Origin of the sequence: Streptomyces sp. NPDC014889 (genome assembly GCF_043081205.1) — a bacterium.
In the GTDB taxonomy this organism is placed as follows: Bacteria; Actinomycetota; Actinomycetes; order Streptomycetales; family Streptomycetaceae; genus Streptomyces.
The window spans coordinates 319,115-335,910 of record NZ_JBIBWH010000003.1 but is presented as its reverse complement, the minus strand read 5'-3'; the positions used below and the strand labels follow the sequence as shown (position 1 = coordinate 335,910).

Here is a 16,796-nt window from a genome sequence, read left to right as displayed (position 1 = left end):
ACCAGCACAACAACTCAACAGGGGACGGGGGTGATCCGTCATGGCGGAACGCACCGTACGGGTCCGCGTCGTAGCAGACCTCGCCGGGTTCGGTGCCCTGCGGGGAGCGGCTGCGCAGCTGACCGGGTTCGGCCGGCAGGCCGGGCTCGCCGGGGTGGGTGTGCGGGGGCTGACGACCGCGGCGGGCGGTGCCCGGCGTGGGCTGACCGCGGTGGGGGCGGGCGCGCGGGGCGGCGCGTCCGGCCTGGCCGGTGTCACCACGGCGGCCGGGGGTGCCCGCCGCGGCCTGTCCGGGATCACCACCGCAGGCGCGGGCATCCCGGCGGTGTTCGGCCGGATCGGGTCCGCGGCCCGGTCCGGGCTCAGCTCGGCGGCCTCGGCGACGTCGGCGATGCTCGCGCCGGTGCGGGGTCTGGGCGCGATGCTGGCGGGCGGGGCGATCGTCTACGGCCTCCACGACATCGTCCACCAGGGCAACGACTACAGCTCCGCCCTGTACAAGTTCGGGGAGGTCACCCGGGCTTCCGGTGCGGAGATGGCTGCGGCGGGCCGGGAGGCGCAGGCCCTCGGCGCGGACATCCGCCTCCCGGCGGCGACGGCGGCCGGCGCGGCCGAGGCGATGACGGAGCTTGCCAAGGCCGGCCTGTCCGCGCAGGACTCGATGAAGGCGGCGAAGGGCACGCTGCAGTTGTCCGCCGCAGCGCGGACGGATGTCGCCATGGCCGCCCGCATCGAGGGCGACATCATGGACCAGTTCGCCATGAAGGGGTCCGAGGCCTCCACGGTGGCGGACACCCTGGCGAACACGGTCAACAACGCCTCGGGCGAGCTGATCGATCTTTATTACGCCATGAAGTACGTCGGGCCGACGGCGCACTCCATGGGCGTGTCGATCCAGGACGCCGCGACCACCGTCGGCCTGCTCGGCAAGTCGGGCATCATCGGTGAAACCGCTGGTACGACGCTGCGCGGGATGCTCGCCCGGATGGCCGCCCCGACCCGGCAGGCCAAGCAGGGGCTGAAGGAACTCGGGATCGAGGCCTTCAACTCGAGCGGCAAGTTCAAGGGCATGGAGTACGTCGTCGGCAAGCTCGCCGACGCACATGAGCACCTCTCCCAGAAGGAGTTCACGTCCGCCGCGGCGATGGCGTTCGGCAAGCCGGCCCTCAGTGGCGCGACCGCGCTCGCGCACCAGGGCGCCAAGGCGTACGGCATCCTGCACAACCAGATCTCCCGCGTCGGTGGCGCGGCGGACATCGCCGCGGCCGAGGCGAAGGGCCTGGGCGGCGCCATGCGCACCATGGGCGCGCAGGTCAAGGGCTTCTTCTTGCAGGTGTACACGGGTGTCTCCCCGGTCCTGGAGCACATCACCCGCGGCATGGCCGACTCGGTCGCCGCCGGCATCCCGTACGTCCGGCGCGGCGTGGCCGTCGCCGGTGCCCTGTGGGACCTGTACGGGCCGACGGTCGAGCGGAAGCTGTCGGACGCCGGCACCCGGGTCCGCCGGCAGGCCGTGAAACTGGTCGACCCGCTGGTCGTCGTCCTCAAGTCGGGCCTGGCGGTGGCCGCGCCGATCGCGACGGGCACCCTGTACGGGCTGTGGACGATCTTGCAGAACATCGGCCACGCCGTCGGCCCGCTCGTCGACGGGCTGGCCGCGTTCATCTCATCCATCCAGTCCGGGACCGGCGCGCTGGGCATCCTCGGCAGTGCCCTCGGCGGCACCATCGGAATGCTCTCCCACGTCAGCGACATCCTCGGGCCGCTCGCCGGGCTCGTCGGCGGCCTGGGCAAGGCCTTCGGTGGCCTGCCCGCCCCGGTCCAGCTCGCGCTGCTGACCATGCTCGCCATGCGCGCCGCCCGTGGCCCGATCGACGGGCTGCGCACGAGCGTGACCGCGTACGGGCGCGCCGGGATCAACGCGTTCCGAGGGGTGGGGGACGCGGTCCTGTACCAGCGGGTGCTGGCCGCAGGTGCTGGTAAGGACATCGGCCGGCTCGGCGGTTTCATGGCCGAGATGGAGCGCCGGTCGCCCGCGATCGGCCGCATGGGGAACGCGTTCCGTACGACGGCCGGTCAGATCCAGGCCGCGGGCGGCCGTGCGGTCGGGTTCCGGTCCGCGCTCGGTGGCATCGGCGCGGCCGCCGGGTCCGGCGCCGTGTCCGGGATGAAGGGCCTGGTGGGGTTCCTCGGCGGTCCGTGGGGCGTCGCCATGGCCGGAGCGATGCTCGGGCTGGCCTGGCTGGCCAAGCGGCAGCAGGAGGCCGCCGCGGCGGCGGCCGCGCACCAGCAGCGCATCTCGGACCTCAGTAAGGCGCTGCACGACTCCAACGGGGCGATCAACGCGAACGTGCGGGCTGCGGCCGCGCAGACGCTGGAGGACACCAAGCTCAAGGACGGCAAGACGCGGCTCCTGGACATCACCCGGGCCGCCGGGCTGTCCGAGCGGCAGGTCACCGACGCCTACCTCGGGCAGGGCAAGAGCATCGGCGCCCTGCGTAAGGAGATGCAGCAGGCCGCCGACGTCAACAAGACGTGGGTCAAGGGCAGCCAGTACGCGTCCACGGTCTACACCGACCAGGGGCTGGCGTACGCACAGGCCGCCGATGCTCTGGGGCAGCTGTCCGGTGAGATGCCGGAGGCGATCCGCCGGGCGAAGGAGCACGCGGACGCGGTCCGGGGCGGCGGGGATGCGGCGCTGGACGCGGCCAACCCGACCGGCCGTCTCAAGGAGGCCATCAAGACCCTCGGCGACGCGTCGTCGGATGCGGACACCAAGGCCCGCGCCCTACACGATGCTCTGAACCTGCTGGCCGGTGGCGAGCTCGAGGTCCAGGCCGCGGTATCGCAGCTCAACCAGGACATCGCCAGCCTGAAGGACACCTGGGCTGACGTGGACCGGAACAAGGGCTTCGGGAAGAACCTCGACGACCTGAACCGGTCCCTGATCGCAATCGACGGTTCCCTCAACACGACCACGGAGAACGGCCGGACCCTGTTCGACCGGTTCCAGCAGCTCAACTCCAGTGCGGCCGGGGCAGCGCAGAAGACGTATGACCTGGCGCGGGCCAACGACGAGGCCGCGGGCCCTGCCCTGGCCAAGGCCGAGCAGCACATGGAAGCGGCGTGGAAGACCGCGGTCAAGGCCGGCCAGGAGTTCGGGCTGACCCGTGACCAGGCGATGGAGCTCGCCAACGGCATGGGCTTCATCCCCAGCAGCTTGGCGATCACGCTGGACACGCCGGGCCTGTCCGACACCGAAAAGAACTTGCTGTACGTGCAGGGCCTGGCCGGGCACATGCCCAAGGACTCCAAGATCCGGGTGTCGGCGCTCACCAAGGAGGCGACCAAGCAACTCCGGGACCTCGGATTCAAGATCGAAACGTTGCCGGGTGGCCGGCAGGTGGAGATCACCGCGCCGACCAAGAAGGCCGCGCAGGACCTCGACGCGCTGATCGCGAAGAAACTGCCCGCCAAAGAGGTCCAGGTGTCCGCCAAGACGCAGGCGGCCATGGGCGACCTGGAGGTACTGCAGGCCAAGATCGCGGGCACCAAGGACCGCACGGTCACGATGACGGCGCTCACCGGGGACGCCGAGAAGGCCCTCAAGGACCTCGGTTTCAAGGTCACCCACATGAAGGACGGGACGGTCAAGGTGACCATCCCGACCGGGCCGCCCAAGGAAGCCATCGACTACATCCAGGGCGCCATCAACAACATGTCGGGCAAAACCCTCGGCATCGGCGTCTACACCACCGAGTACCACAAGAAGGTCGAACAGGGCTCCAACGTTCCGCCGCTGCTGGCACGCCGGAACGAGGATGGCAGCGTCACCGACTACTACGCCGACGGCGGCGTGCGTGAGAACCACATCGCGCAGATCGCCCCGGCCGGAGCGATGCGGGTGTGGGCGGAGCCGTCCACGGGCGGGGAGGCTTACCTCCCTTTGTCCCCTTCTAAGCGGGGTCGCTCCACGAAGATCCTGGAGGAGGTGGCGCGCCGGTTCGGGTACCGGCTGGAGAAGTACGCGCAGGGCGGGATCACTTCGTTCGCTGCCGGCGGGTTCACGTACGCGCCGACGGAGCCCATGTCGACGCTGGGTGCCGGGTCCGGCATGGACCGGTACCAGGCCGCTGTGCAGCGGCTGAAGGACGCGTGGGCGAAGCTCGCCGAGGTCGAGAAGAAGGCCGCCTCGGGGTCGAAGGCGTACAAGGAGGCGCAGAAGAAGGAGGCGCAGACCCGCAAGGACAACGCGCGCAAGGTCCAGCAGGCGGAGGCCAACCTGGCGCGGGTGCGGAACGGAAAGCACACCGCGAAGCAGTTGGCGGACGCCGAGCGGCGCCTGGCCAACGCCCGGTATGCGGCGTCGAAGTCCAACAAGGCGGCCGCGGACCGGACGGAGAAGGCCCGCAAGAAGGCCATCTCCGGGAACAAGGACGTAGCCGCGGCGCGGAAGAAGGTATACGCGGCGGACGCCGAGCTGGGACTGAAGAAGGGCGCCAAGGCGCCCTCCGGGTTCGACCTGAAGGGCTACCAGCTCCAACTGGAGAAGGCCTCGAAGGCGAACGCAACGTGGGAGAAGAACCTCACGAAGGTCGGCAAGAAGGCCGGCAGCGAGGTGGAGGACATCCTGCGCGGGATGGGCGAGGAAGGCCGAGCCCTCGTCAACGCCCTCGCCGGCGCTTCCACGAAGCAGTTCAACGCGATCGTGAAGAACCTCAAGGCGCTCGCGCCGACGGCGAAGGCGACGCTCGCGGACTACACGAAGCAGTTGACCAGCGCGAACAAGGCCGGTGGCGACTTCCAGAAGAACCTGCTCAAGCTCGCCAGCATGGGCTACACCGACCTGGCAACGCAGCTCGCCGCACAGGGCGACGATGCCGCCCAGGCGGTCGCCGCCGCGGCGGTGCAGAACAAGACGTCCGCGGCGGCCGCCGACAAGGCCGCGAAGGCCAACGCCGCGCTGCTCTCGTCGGAGGACCTGAGCAACGCCATGATCCTGCTCGGGGTGCTGCGGTCGAATCCGGGCGCGGGCATCGCAGACGTCATCGCGGCCGGCCTGGACTGGGCCACCGTCCGCGCGCTCGCCCCGAAGATCGCCAAGGAGATCAAGGGGATCTCCGGAAGCGGCACGTTCGTGGAGCAGATGAAGGGCCAGAACATTGCGCTGGCCAAGGGCGGCATCCTGCCCGACTCCAGCTACACGGTGCTCGCCGGGGAGCGGGGCACGGGCGGGGAGGCCTACATCCCGCTCGGCGCAGGGAACCGGGCCCGCTCCACTGCCCTGCTGCAGGCGGTCGCCGGGAACTTTGGCTACCACCTCGCCCCGATCCGCGGCGGGGGCGGCCAGACCGTCGTCCAGCACATCACCAAGCACTACACGGTGCAGCTCGACGGGGCGAAGCAGACGACGGGCGAGCAACTGGCGGACATCAACAGGCACATGGCGTTCGTGTCCTGAGGAAGGGGGTGCCATGGCCGGGCTGCAGGCCGGTTACCGATTCAAAGATGCGATCCCGATCCAGCTCGGCGACCTCGTCTTCGGCCAGGTCGACCAGGAGGGCGTGCACTGGCACTGCGGCACCCTCGAGGGCTGGGACTCTCCCGACGTCCGCGCCCAGATCACCCAGCGGGAGGCGGACCACGGAGCGTGGGCTGGACCGGTGTACCTGAATGAACGGGTGATCACGCTCGCCGGGAAGGCCTTCGCCCCGGACGCCCCCACGCTGGACCGGGCGATCGAGCGGCTCCTGGTGGCGGCCTCGCTGACCGACACGACGCTGACGGTCAACGAGTCCATCCCGAAGCAGTGCGTCGTGCGCCGGTCCGGGAAGGTGCTGGCCCAGCGGCTGACCGGGACCGCACTGGACTGGTCGGTGCTGGTGACAGCCGCCGACCCGCGCCGGTACGGCACCGAGCTGCGGCAGCAGTCCACGGCGCTGCCCTCCACCAGCGGCGGCCTGGCCCCGCCGCTCACGCCGCCGCTGACGGTGGCCGCGACGACGGTGTCCGGTGACATCACCGCGACGAACGAGGGGACGATCGCGGTCCGGCCGATCCTCACGATCACCGGGCCCGTCCCGGCGCCGCGGATCCCCGTGGTCTCCCCGGACGGCACTGTGCGGACCCTCGTCTACTCCGAGACCCTCGGCGCGGGTGAGCAGCTGGTGATCGACACCGATCGGCACACGGTGATGCTCGGCGGGGCCTCCCGCCGCCGCTATTTGTCCGGGCCCTGGCCGGACATCCCGGCCGGCGCGACGGTCGCGATCCAGTACCGGGCCGACACCTACAACCCGACAACAAAGCTGACCGCCACTTGGCGGCCGGCCTGGATGTGAGGAGGCCACATGCCTACCGATCCGCCGCTGTGGCAGAACACCCTCACCAGCAACGGGCTTCAACTGCGGCGCGCGGATGCGCTCCTGGTGATGAGCGACGGGACAGCGCTGGGTGCCCGGGGCGGGGTGCGGCCCGGCTCAACCGGCCTGACGGTCTCCCTGTCCGGGACCACGATCAACGTGTCCGCCGGTGGCGCGTTCGCGTACCGGGCGGGTCAGGGCGTGTACCGGGCGGTGCTGCCCTCGGCGTGGACGGGCACGCTGGCCGCCGCGCACGCGACCTACTTCCGTATCGACCTGGTGTACCTGCGGATCTGGGACACGGACGTCGACAGCTCCGGGCTGCGGCAGGGCGACGTGGTGTACCTGCCGGGCACGGCGTCGGCGACCCCGCCGGTGCCCTCCCCGGGAGCCAATGAGGTGTGGGTGCCGCTCGCGCAGATCACCGTGCCCCGCTCGGGCGGCGGTGCGCCCAGCGTGGACACGAGCGTTCGGCCGGTGACCGTGGCTCCGGGCGGGATCCTGCCCGGCCAGGCGGGCGTCCCGGCCGGCGCCTATCCGGGCATGTACTGGGACGACGGGTCCGACCTGCGCCGGTACACCGGCAGCGCCGTGGAGACCATGCAGAAGGTCGAGAGCGTAGCGTGGACAACCCCCTCCACGCTCGGCAACGGTTACACGCAGGGCAGCGACACCCTGGGTAACGCGAACGGTCCTATCCGCTACCGGACCTACACCGACCGGGGCACCCAGTACATGGAGTGGGACGGCGGCGGCACCCGCACGGCCGGTGCCCAGAACACCAACATCCTCAATGCTGCTCTGCCGACCATTCTCCGCCCGAAGTACCGGGCCTCGTTCTCGGTCCCGCGAAACGCAGCCGGCATCGCGGGCGTGTCCGGCTCGGGGTCCGTCGTGAACAGCGTGAAGGTGGACTTCAACCAGGACGGGACCGTGGGGCTCGTCACCGCCGCGGCGGGTGACTCGGAGACGTCTTGGTTCTCCCTGCGCGGCATCAGGTACCCGCTGTCGTGAGCGCCGTGGAACTGACGTGGCTCGCCTGCGATCTGAAGTCGGGCCGTATCGCGGAGGAGCTGCAATCGCTGGTCCCCTCCGGGGCGTTCGGCCGCAGGCTCGGCCTCCCCACCAGCGCGCAGTTCGACCTCGCGCTCGACGGCGCCCCGCCGGACTGGGAAGCCGCGTGCGATCCGGGTCGCACCATGCTCGTGCCGGTCGACAACGCCACCGCGCAGCCGCTGGGCGCGTGGATCACCCTCACCCGTGAGGGAGGTTCTGACAGCACCGTGAAGCTGGGGGCGTCGACTCCCGAGTGCTACCTGGACCGGCGGTACACCAGCACCTACATAGGCGTGGGGAAGGACCAGGCGGTCATCATGACCGGCGTCGCCAGCTCGCTGACCACCGACGCGCCACCGATCGTTTTCGACGCCCCCGCGACGGGCCGGACCATGGACTACGACGTTCAGGACGGCGACGACCGCACCATCCTGTCGGTGTGGCAGGAGCTGATGGGCCTGGAAGGCGGGCCCGAGTGGACCGTGGATGTGGAGTGGGCGGATGCCGCGCAGACCGGGGTGCGGCTGGTGGCCCGCATCCGCCAGCAGGTCGGCGTGCAAGCCGAGCAGCCGGAAGCCACATTCGACTTCCCTGGCTGCATCGCCGCCTACCGGTGCACGGAGTCGTATGAGGCGGGGAAGGGCGCCAATGTCGTCTACGCGTGGGGCGATGGTGAAGGCTCCTCCCGGCTGCACTCCGATTCGTACCTCGCCAGCGACTTGATCGCCGCCGGCTGGTGCCGGTGGGTGTACCGGTACACGCCTGCCAGCGGTTTGACGGACCCCGTCCAGCTCAACCGGCACGCGGCCGAGGCGCTCGCGCAGATGCGGACCGGGACGACCACGTGGACGGTCGATGCCGTCGCCTCGCAGGCTCCGCGCCTCGGGCGGGACTGGGCGTTGGGTGACGCGGTCCGGGTGCAAATCGACCGGTCTCCGCGCCATCCCCGGGGCGTGTCGACCGTGGCCCGTGCCTACGGCTGGGACTTCGATCCGGCCGCCGACCGCGTGACGCCGATCCTGCTGCAGGAGGACTAGCAATGCCGCTCAAGGCCGACAAGCTGCCGCCGGACATCAAGTCCCTCGGGACGAAGGTCGCCCGTATGGAGCGGCGCCTGAACGAGAGGGATGCCGCGCGCCGGCTGGAGTCAGCAACCGTCGGCGCCGGCGGCCTGCGCATCAACGGCGGTGCCTTCGCCGCCTACTACCCCGGCGTACCGGCCGCGATCTTCGCCACCGGCCGGTGGGGGGACGGCTCCTACGGTTCCGCCCTGCGCCGCAACAACGGAACCCTCGCCATGCAGGTCGAGGGATCGGGCGCGGACACACCGGGCATGATCCGCCTGTACAACCGGCAGGGCACCCCGATCATCATGGACGACGCCTACGCCGACGGATACCTCGGACGCCCGTGGGTCCCCATCCCCATGCAGTCCGGCGTCAACTTCACCGGCACGACGTGGCAGCCCACGCACTTGGGCAGGATGTGGGCCCAGCACGCCGTCCTCCACATCGGGATCTCGGTCTGGGCCCCGAGCGGGTCCACCGCGCAGGCCCGGGTCGCCATCGCCGCGAACAACAACACCACGCCGGTCACGCCCGTCATCTCCAGCACCGGCGGAAACGAAACGTTCGGCGAATACCGGCTGACCCCCTCCCAGCACGGAATGGCATGGGGCGACGTCTGCACGATCATCATCCAGGGACAGCGGACCGCGGGTACGGGCACCTGCACCATGTGGTGCCAAGGGATCTGGGGTTCCAACACCTACTCGGCAGCGGAGGCACTCTGATGGACATCGACCCGACCCAGCCCTGGGGCATCGCCCTCGACTACGCGGGACGCGCCATGAAGCCCGTTCAAGAGGGCCCGTTCACCGTTGATGTGGCGGTCCAGGACTCTGAGCCGAACCGGCGGAACACACCGTGCGTGAGGGCCACGATCTTCGTTCAGACCCCCGACGGCGAGTTCTCCGACACCCTCGCCTACGCGGACGTCTCCGCGAGCATGGGCACCTACTGGGAGCCCAACCCGGACAAGGTGAAGGCCGCCGTGGAACAGGCCGTCGCCCAGGCTCACGCCAAGCTGGACTGGCTCGCATCCCTGCGCGGCTGACCCGCGCACCCTCCGCCCCCGTGCCACGTGGCCGGGGGCTTCGTCACGCCAGGAGACCCCGCCCGTGGACACCCTCACCATCAGCCACACCTACCGTGACCCCAGCACCGAGAGGCCGCTCAAGGGCCGGATCATCCTGGCCCCGAAGCCCGCACGGCTGCTGTCTACCGTCACCCACGAGACGATCTCCGGTGCCGTCATCGTCGACCTGGACGACGACGGCCACTTCAGCGCGACCTTCGTGCGGCCCGCCGACGGACTGCTCCCCACCGGGTGGACCCTGGTGGTCGACGAGCGTCTCGAGGACGCACCGCGCGCCTTGTACGAGGTGGAACTGCCCGCCGACCGGGACACCATCGACCTGGACGAGCTCGTCCCGGTCTACGCGGCGGGCGGCCCCTACCTGCGCGTGCCCGGCCCGCCCGGACCCGCGGGCCCCGCCGGCGAACCCGGGCCGCCCGGGCCGCCGGGGGCAGCCGGTGAGCCCGGCCCGCAGGGAGAGGCCGGCCCCGAAGGCCCGCCAGGCCCGAAGGGTGACGCCGGTGAGCGGGGCCCCGAGGGTGAGCAGGGCCCGGCGGGTGAGCAGGGCCCGGCGGGGCCCAAGGGCGACCCCGGTGCTCCTGGCGAGGCTGGCGCAGACGGCGAGCAAGGGCCCGAGGGGCCCGCCGGGCCGAAGGGCGACCCGGGCGCGCAGGGCGAGCGGGGGCCGAAGGGCGACACCGGCGAGCCGGGCCAGCCTGGGGAGCAGGGCCCGAAGGGCGACCCCGGAGAACAGGGTCCCCGCGGGGAGCAAGGAGTGCCCGGGCCTGCAGGCATGAAGAACGTGTGGACCCCGCAGAGCCTCGGGTTCCAGGCGTGGACCTGCGACCCCTACGGCGTAGCCAACCCCGGCACGAAGTACCTGAAGCCGCAGCGTCTCTACGCGTGCGGGTTCCTCATCACCGAGGACACGCCCTTCAACGCCGTGGTCCTCTTCGCACGCGGATACGGAGGCGTGCCCACCGCCCGGTTCGTGGCCGGCGTCTACCGGGAGAACGGCAGCCGGGTGACCGGAACGGCAAGCCCGGTGAGTCTGGCCGCGGCCGGACAGACGGCGGGCAGCCCCCCGCAGATGGCCAGCACCCACACCGGTGCCACCCCGATCGCGATGCCGTCCACGGCCACCCTCACCCCGGGCCGGTACTGGGGCACATGGGCACTGACCACGGGCGCAGCGACCGATTACGCGTTCTACCACGTGCAGAACGAGGCGCCCGTCTCGCCGGCGAACTTCTTCCTCGGGACGCCGTTCGCGCGGGCCTGGTACATCGAAGGGCAGTCGGACCTGCCCCCCACGGTCAACCAGGCCGCGGCCGGAGTGCTGACCGACCACGACATCCCGATCATGGCGCTCGCCCTCATCTGACCCCCCGGCCCCTCTCACCCCTACGCCCGAGCGCGCCGCGCCGGGCGTTTCCTCATGTCAGGAGACACCCGTGTCCGTCAAGATCATCAGCCGTGCCGAGTGGGGAGCCAAGCCGTGGGACAACGACCCGCGGAGCAGCGGCCCCGCGGCCGTCCCGCTGAGCAGCCGTACAGAGTGGTTCGTCCACTACGACGGGGCAACTCCCATCACCCGCACCGGCTACGCCATCCCGCGCGCCATCGAGGCCGAGCACCTCGCCAACGGGTGGGCGGGCATCGGCTACTCGTTCGTGGTGGACCAGGCCGGCAACGCGTACGAGGGCCGCGGGTGGGGTCGACAGGGCGCGCACTGCCCTGGCCACAACGTGAGCGGGCTCTCGGTACAGATCGCCGTCGGCGGCGACCAGGAGCCGACCCCCGCCGCCCTCGCCACGGCGCGCGCCCTGTACGACGAGGCGTGCCAGCGGACCGGCCGCACCCTCGCCCCGAAGGGGCACCGGGACGGCATCGCCACCCTGTGCCCGGGCGCGCGACTGTACGCGTGGGTGAAGGCAGGGATGCCCGCGCAGGGCTACAACCCCGCCCCGAACCCCGGCGGGTCCCTCCCCGGTCGCGGCGCCGAGGTGGCCCGCTACCAGGTCGTCATCAACGGCCTGACGTACGGGTACGGCGCCGTGGGCGACCACGTCACCAAGGTCGGCGAGTTCCTCGTCGCGCGTGGCTTCGGCCGCCACTACACCTCCGGCCCCGGCCCCGTGTGGACGGACGCGGACACGCTTAACTACGCGGACTACCAGCGGTCCTTGGGCTACAGCGGCAAGGACGCCGACGGTGTGCCCGGCGAGACGTCCCTGAAGCAGCTCCTCGGCACCCTCCCCGCCGCCGCGGCGAAGACCACCACGCCGCCGCCGTTCCCGGGCCGCCGGCACTTCCAGCCCGGCCAGTCCAACCGGTACGTCACCCAGCTCGGGCAGCAGCTCGTGAAGAAGGGCTACGGCCGCTTCTACACGCAGGGCCCCGGCCCCAAGTGGACCGAGAACGACCGCAAGAACACGGAGGCGTTCCAGCGGGCACAGGGCTGGACCAGCTCCGACGCGGACGGCTACCCGGGCCCGGAGACCTGGCGCCGCCTCTTCTCCTGACCACCACCCCGCCCGGCACCGGGCGCTCCCCGGTGCCGCGGCATCTCCTTCTCACGGAAAGGGGCCGGCCATGCCCGGTCTGTTCATCTCCGCCATGCGCACGGGCGTTCCGCTCGTCGCCGGATGGCTGCTCACCCTCGCCGCGGGCGCCGGGTTCGACATCGACTCGACGACCGTCAGCACGGCCGTCCTGGTCGTGCTCGCGCTCGCGTACTACCTGCTGTTCAGGTGCCTCGAATGGCTCGGCGAGCGGGCGCGTGGCACCGTCCTGCAAAACCTCGCCGGGGTGTTCCTCGGGTGGGCGCGGCCGCCGGCGTACCCGAAGTTCGAGCAGCTCGAACCGGTCGACGGTGCCCGCTACCTGTCGGACGCCGACAGCAAGTGACGCCGGCGTTACTGCCGCGGTCACTCCCCCACTGCACAACCGGAGGATGCGTGGATGCTGCCGCGGTCGGCGCCGTCGGAGCCATCGTCGTTGGGCTCGCATCCGCAGTCGGCGCACTGATCGGGCAGCGGGGCGCGAACCGTGCCTCGCAGTCCGGCGCCGTGCTCGGCGGATACAGCACGCTCGTCGACAACCTGCAGGAAGAACGCAACGGGCTGCAGGTGAAGCTCACCGAGAACGAGCGGCTGCTCGCCGCGGCGTACGCCGAACTCGCCAGTGAGCGGGCCGACAAGGCGGCACTGCAAGGACGGATCACGGAACTCACGGCCGAGAACGAGCGGCTGCGCGCACAGATCGTCGAGCTCGGAGGGCAACACACGTGAACGGTCGTCATGCTCAGCCGATCCTCGCGCAGCGGTGGCGGTCCCTAGCGGTCGCCGCGGTGCTGCTCGTGCTGACGGGTGCGGTCGTGCTGGTGTGGCTGCGGATCAACGCCGAAGCACGCCGGGCGGATGCGCTCGCAGACGAGGCGGACCTGCGGGGCAGCGCCGTGGCAACCTTGGCGACCGATGTGCGGGTGCTGCGGGCGCAGATCGAGGCGAAGGGCGGTACGCCGGCGGCGCCGGATCCGTCGCGGGCGGTCGAGGACCTGCCCGCGCGTGCCGAGGTGCCGGTGCCCATCCCTGGCCCGGCCGGGCCTCGCGGCCCGCAGGGTGAGCCGGGCAGTCCGGGCGCGAACGGGTCGCCGGGCTCGCCTGGTCCTGCCGGCCCGTCCGGTGGGCAGGGCGAGCCTGGCGCCACGGTGACCGGTCCGCTCGGTCCGCTCGGTCCGGTGGGTCCGGCGGGTCCGCCGGGCCCTGTAGGACCGGCCGGACCGGCCGGACCGCCCGGGAAGGACGGCCGCGACGGTGCAGCCGGGAAGGATGGGCAGGCATGTCCCGACGGGTACAGCCTGCAGACCCCTTCGGGGGATCCCGATGCGCTCGTCTGTCGCCGCACGGGCGCTCCGCAGCCTGATAGCCCGTCGTCGCCGAGCCCGGGGCAGTCGCTGCTCGGGCTGCCCGCCGAACGCCGTCGTATCGCATGAACGTCACGCCCCTGTCTGGCCTCAACGGCCAGGCGGGGGCCGCTTCGTCATGTTTGGAGGTCAGCCCTCGAGGTCGATGCGGAAGTCGACGACAGTGCTGTCGCCGCGCCGCACGATCGGGTGAGCGACCTCGACGATGCGGCCGGCGTTCGTGATGTGCTTCCGGGTGTAGCGAAGGACCGGGACGCCGACTCCGATACGCAGCGTCGCGGCCTCGAGCTCGGTGGGCATGCCGGCGGTGAAGGACTCGTCGATCCAGCGGACGCGGATTCCCAGCGTGGCGAGCTGCGCCCGAGTGCCGCCTGGCCAGGGCTCGTTGATGGGGTCGGCGACGGGCGTGCCCGCAACGTCCGACCAGCGTACGTAGCTGGTCGACATCTGCGTCGGCTGGTCGTTGTCGTAGAAGACGAAGTGCCTGGCGAGGAGCCGCTCGCCGACCTCGCACTCGAACATGGCCGCCAGCTCCGCATCCGCCAGGACGCGCTCGAAGCGCTTGTCGAGCCGGTACTCGGACCAGCCGATGCCCTGGTCTCTGGTGTACGGCGTGGACTTGGCGCCCGGCGTGGGCCGGTAGCGGTCGGCTGCCATGCGGTGGATCGGTGGTCGCGGGCGGACGCGGGTGCCGGCGCGTGCCCGGGTCTCGATCAGCCCCTCGTTGGCCAGGAGGCGTAGCGCGTTGCGGATCGTGGTCTCCGACACGCCGCCGTATTCGGTGCACAGCGCGGGCAGCGTGGGGATCTGGTCGCCGGGTCCCCACTCGCCGGAGGAGATGCGACGCCGCAGGTCGGCGGCGATCCGTAGGTACTCAGGTTGTGCCACCGCTGCACCCCCACGTCGAGTGATCACGTCAATCTGAGTACACATACTCTCCCCATCCCCTTGACCTGCGCCAATCCCCGCGACAATCTGAGTACAGATAAGCACTACCTGTACTCAGATAACTACTGGTGCCGGGGGACAACCATGCCCGAGTCGGGACGTTCGTGGCAGAAGGCTTTCAAGGCCGAGCCCATCGAGGCAGCCCACGTCCGGCTCTGGACGGCCGGCCGGGTGCGGCACCCCGACGCCCCCTTACTCGCGCACGAGCTGTACGTCGCCGTCCTCGGCTCCGGCGCCGCCGTCATCGAGATGACCCTGTCCACCGCCGGGTCCCGGATCCGCATCACCGCGCAGGGCCCCGACCCGCTGCCGTTGATCTACAGCCACGGCCCGGGCTGGACCCTCATCTGCGGCGTGGCCTCCCGCGCCGGCCTCACCACCGACGAGTGCGGCCTGTGGGCGCAGTTGGGAGCGAGTAGATGACCTGGCGGCCGAAACCGCCGCCCGCTACCGAGCTGACCCGGCCGCAGTACGAGGGCTACGCCTGCTGCTGGTGCGGCACTTCCCTGTGGCAGGGCGGACTCAGCGTCGGCATTGCGCGTGGCTGCATCGGCGCCCACGTCATGGACGTCGAGGTCTACGCCTGCGGCTGGAAGTGCCCCAAGCGGCCCCGGCGCCCCAAGACTTCCGCTACCGGCCGCGAGCATCGGGCCAGCAGCGGAGGCGGCCGCTCCGCCTCATCCCCCTGATCGGAGCGGCCGTACCCCCACCCGCGCAGGCAATTGGTCACCACTGGGAGAAAGCCGCCACTATGGCGGATCTCCTATCGGAAAGGTCCACCGATGAAACGCTTCCTGGCACCCGTGTGGCGCGCGATCCGAGGCCCGCTCCAGTGGCGCGTCCTCTGGTTCGCCCACGCCAAGTTCATGGTCGGCGTGACCGGCGTCGTCCGCGACGACTCCGGTCGGGTCCTCCTGCTCCGCCACCGGATGTGGCCGCCCGACAGGCCGTGGGGCCTGCCCACCGGCTACGCCAACAAGGGCGAGGAGTTCCAGCAGACCATCGTGCGGGAGGTGAAAGAGGAGACCGGCCTGGACGTGAAGGTCGGCCGCCTGCTCAACCTCAAGAGCGGCTACCAGATGCGCATCGAGGTCGCCTACGAGGCGCTCGTTATCGGCGGATCTCTCCACCTCGACAGCTTCGAGATCTTGGAGGCCCGATGGGTCACACCGACCGACCTGCCGGACGGGATGCAGGACTCCCACCGGCATCTCATCAGCGGCACAGCGACCTGAACCTGCTCGCTCCCAACGAGCTCCTCGTCGGCGACCGCACGGCTGTCGCCGCCGCGCTGGCCGCGTTGCGCGAAGACCCCACGTCGTTGACGACGAGCAGCGAGCACGCACCGCACGTCTTCCGTAGCCTCTCCGAGCGTCTGGAGGCCTGGGAGATCGCGGGGATCGACACCACGCCCGTGCACGGCGGACTGCACCGCGCTCGTGTCCGCTACGCCGAGTTCGGTCTCGACCACCTGCTGCCCCTGGACCGGGTACTCGTCGGCGCCGAGTCGACGCGCTCCGGAGCCTGGGGCGGGTTCCACCACGCCAACCAGGGATACCGGCACATGCAGATGGCCGCCGTCATCACCATGTACGGACCGATGGAGCGGGCAACCCCCGCCGATCCCGGGCTGGCGATGCTCGACGTGGTCCGGGCCTACGCGCACGACTCTCTGCACTACGGGTCGGCGCGCCGGTACGGCCTCGTCGGTAGTCAGGTGATGCGGACGCAGTACGGCATCAACTGGCGGCGGCACGACGGCCGCTCGTACTCGGCAGCCGACCCGGACGACGCCGCTCATACCCGGAACCTGGGTGTCGTCATGGAGGGAGCCTGCGACCGAGAGGCCCGGCGCATCACCCGCTACATCGCCTCCCGGTACGGAGTCACCAGTCCCGCCTCCCCGAAGGACCCGGGGTGGTGGGCGTACCGGGACGTGACCGGGCAGCTTGGCGGCGCTGAGGACCCGGGTGGCCTGGGCGCCCGGATCGGCGGCGAGGCAGGGGCCTACGTGGCCGCGCTCTGCCGATACGAGAACGGCGTGAACCGCCGGTACGAGCGGTGGCTGGCCGAGTTCGGCGCAGGCGAGCCGGAGGACCTGCACGACCTGGTGGTGGCCGCCATCATCAGCGGGGACACGATCCGACTGTGCCGGTGGCTCGACGAACGGCACGGGCCGGGAGCGTTCGCTGGGATGTTCCAGGCTGGTGGCTACCTGGCGGCGCCCGAGCAGGAAGCCGTCCTCTGACCGCGGGTGGAGATGGCGGTCGTCGGGCCGCCGGCCCGCCTACAGCCCCGCTCATTCGCCTTACCCGTGGCGGACGAGCGGGGCCCCCTCCCGTCGGCCACCCGCATCGGGGACGGCC

The 16,796-nt window shown here is 71.0% G+C and carries 16 protein-coding genes; 15 read left to right on the top strand and 1 reads right to left on the bottom strand.

Annotation, left to right across the window (positions count from 1 at the left end; all coding sequences use genetic code 11):
* Positions 1-40 precede the first annotated feature (40 nt).
* The 11 genes from ACF09J_RS07640 to ACF09J_RS07590 all read left to right on the top strand — a co-directional run bounded on the left by ACF09J_RS07640 (position 41) and on the right by ACF09J_RS07590 (position 13,551).
* Positions 41-5,461: a phage tail tape measure protein gene (locus ACF09J_RS07640; RefSeq protein WP_392304453.1), complete on the top strand. Its 5,421-nt coding sequence runs from the start codon at positions 41-43 to the stop codon at positions 5,459-5,461.
* 13 nt (positions 5,462-5,474) lie between these two features.
* Entirely contained in the window at positions 5,475-6,341 is an 867-nt protein-coding gene (locus tag ACF09J_RS07635; RefSeq protein ID WP_392304452.1) for a hypothetical protein, read from the top strand.
* 9 nt (positions 6,342-6,350) lie between these two features.
* Complete coding sequence (locus ACF09J_RS07630) at positions 6,351-7,376, top strand: hypothetical protein (protein WP_392304451.1); 1,026 nt, start codon at positions 6,351-6,353, stop codon at positions 7,374-7,376.
* Positions 7,373-8,455 carry a hypothetical protein gene (locus tag ACF09J_RS07625; protein ID WP_392304450.1) on the top strand — a complete coding sequence of 361 codons (1,083 nt, stop codon included), beginning with the start codon at positions 7,373-7,375 and terminating at the stop codon, positions 8,453-8,455. Before ACF09J_RS07630 ends, ACF09J_RS07625 begins: the two co-directional genes overlap by 4 nt.
* A gap of 2 nt (positions 8,456-8,457) precedes the next feature.
* Complete coding sequence (locus ACF09J_RS07620) at positions 8,458-9,210, top strand: hypothetical protein (protein WP_392304449.1); 753 nt, start codon at positions 8,458-8,460, stop codon at positions 9,208-9,210.
* Positions 9,210-9,533 (top strand): hypothetical protein, encoded by a 324-nt coding sequence (locus ACF09J_RS07615; protein WP_392304448.1) that lies wholly within the window; start codon positions 9,210-9,212, stop codon positions 9,531-9,533. Before ACF09J_RS07620 ends, ACF09J_RS07615 begins: the two co-directional genes overlap by 1 nt.
* A gap of 64 nt (positions 9,534-9,597) precedes the next feature.
* Positions 9,598-10,938, top strand: coding sequence for a hypothetical protein (locus ACF09J_RS07610; RefSeq protein ID WP_392304447.1), 1,341 nt, complete (start codon positions 9,598-9,600; stop codon positions 10,936-10,938).
* 70 nt (positions 10,939-11,008) lie between these two features.
* Positions 11,009-12,079, top strand: a complete 1,071-nt coding sequence (locus tag ACF09J_RS07605; protein WP_392304446.1) for a peptidoglycan-binding protein — start codon at positions 11,009-11,011, stop codon at positions 12,077-12,079.
* Between the two features lie 70 nt (positions 12,080-12,149).
* A complete protein-coding gene (locus tag ACF09J_RS07600) occupies positions 12,150-12,464 on the top strand; it encodes a hypothetical protein (protein ID WP_392304445.1) in 315 nt (104 codons plus the stop codon).
* A gap of 50 nt (positions 12,465-12,514) precedes the next feature.
* On the top strand, positions 12,515-12,847 hold the full coding sequence (locus ACF09J_RS07595) for a hypothetical protein (RefSeq protein ID WP_392304444.1): 333 nt from the start codon (positions 12,515-12,517) through the stop codon (positions 12,845-12,847).
* Positions 12,844-13,551 carry a collagen-like protein gene (locus tag ACF09J_RS07590; protein ID WP_392304443.1) on the top strand — a complete coding sequence of 236 codons (708 nt, stop codon included), beginning with the start codon at positions 12,844-12,846 and terminating at the stop codon, positions 13,549-13,551. The genes ACF09J_RS07595 and ACF09J_RS07590 overlap by 4 nt, the downstream gene beginning before the upstream one ends.
* Positions 13,552-13,611: 60 nt before the next feature.
* Here ACF09J_RS07590 and ACF09J_RS07585 read toward each other — a convergent pair whose 3' ends face one another.
* Entirely contained in the window at positions 13,612-14,370 is a 759-nt protein-coding gene (locus tag ACF09J_RS07585) for a GntR family transcriptional regulator (RefSeq protein WP_392304442.1), read from the bottom strand.
* 144 nt (positions 14,371-14,514) lie between these two features.
* Between ACF09J_RS07585 and ACF09J_RS07580 the strand changes: the two genes are divergently transcribed.
* The 4 genes from ACF09J_RS07580 (at position 14,515) to ACF09J_RS07565 (ending at position 16,678) form a co-directional block, all read left to right on the top strand.
* Positions 14,515-14,853, top strand: coding sequence for a hypothetical protein (locus ACF09J_RS07580; RefSeq protein ID WP_392304441.1), 339 nt, complete (start codon positions 14,515-14,517; stop codon positions 14,851-14,853).
* Positions 14,850-15,119 carry a hypothetical protein gene (locus ACF09J_RS07575; protein WP_392304440.1) on the top strand — a complete coding sequence of 90 codons (270 nt, stop codon included), beginning with the start codon at positions 14,850-14,852 and terminating at the stop codon, positions 15,117-15,119. Before ACF09J_RS07580 ends, ACF09J_RS07575 begins: the two co-directional genes overlap by 4 nt.
* 93 nt (positions 15,120-15,212) lie before the next feature.
* Positions 15,213-15,665: an NUDIX domain-containing protein gene (locus ACF09J_RS07570; RefSeq protein ID WP_392304439.1), complete on the top strand. Its 453-nt coding sequence runs from the start codon at positions 15,213-15,215 to the stop codon at positions 15,663-15,665.
* Complete coding sequence (locus ACF09J_RS07565; RefSeq protein ID WP_392304438.1) at positions 15,590-16,678, top strand: hypothetical protein; 1,089 nt, start codon at positions 15,590-15,592, stop codon at positions 16,676-16,678. Before ACF09J_RS07570 ends, ACF09J_RS07565 begins: the two co-directional genes overlap by 76 nt.
* The last annotated feature ends 118 nt before the right edge of the window (positions 16,679-16,796 follow it).

Bases quoted from the DNA above. Each gene is read 5' to 3' on its own strand.
- ACF09J_RS07640 (WP_392304453.1), top strand. From the start codon at position 41: ATGGCGGAACGCACCGTACGGGTCCGCGTCGTAGCAGACCTCGCCGGG.
- ACF09J_RS07635 (WP_392304452.1), top strand. From the start codon at position 5,475: ATGGCCGGGCTGCAGGCCGGTTACCGATTCAAAGATGCGATCCCGATC.
- ACF09J_RS07630 (WP_392304451.1), top strand. From the start codon at position 6,351: ATGCCTACCGATCCGCCGCTGTGGCAGAACACCCTCACCAGCAACGGG.
- ACF09J_RS07620 (WP_392304449.1), top strand. From the start codon at position 8,458: ATGCCGCTCAAGGCCGACAAGCTGCCGCCGGACATCAAGTCCCTCGGG.
- ACF09J_RS07615 (WP_392304448.1), top strand. From the start codon at position 9,210: ATGGACATCGACCCGACCCAGCCCTGGGGCATCGCCCTCGACTACGCG.
- ACF09J_RS07600 (WP_392304445.1), top strand. From the start codon at position 12,150: ATGCCCGGTCTGTTCATCTCCGCCATGCGCACGGGCGTTCCGCTCGTC.
- ACF09J_RS07580 (WP_392304441.1), top strand. From the start codon at position 14,515: ATGCCCGAGTCGGGACGTTCGTGGCAGAAGGCTTTCAAGGCCGAGCCC.
- ACF09J_RS07575 (WP_392304440.1), top strand. From the start codon at position 14,850: ATGACCTGGCGGCCGAAACCGCCGCCCGCTACCGAGCTGACCCGGCCG.
- ACF09J_RS07570 (WP_392304439.1), top strand. From the start codon at position 15,213: ATGAAACGCTTCCTGGCACCCGTGTGGCGCGCGATCCGAGGCCCGCTC.
- ACF09J_RS07565 (WP_392304438.1), top strand. From the start codon at position 15,590: ATGGGTCACACCGACCGACCTGCCGGACGGGATGCAGGACTCCCACCG.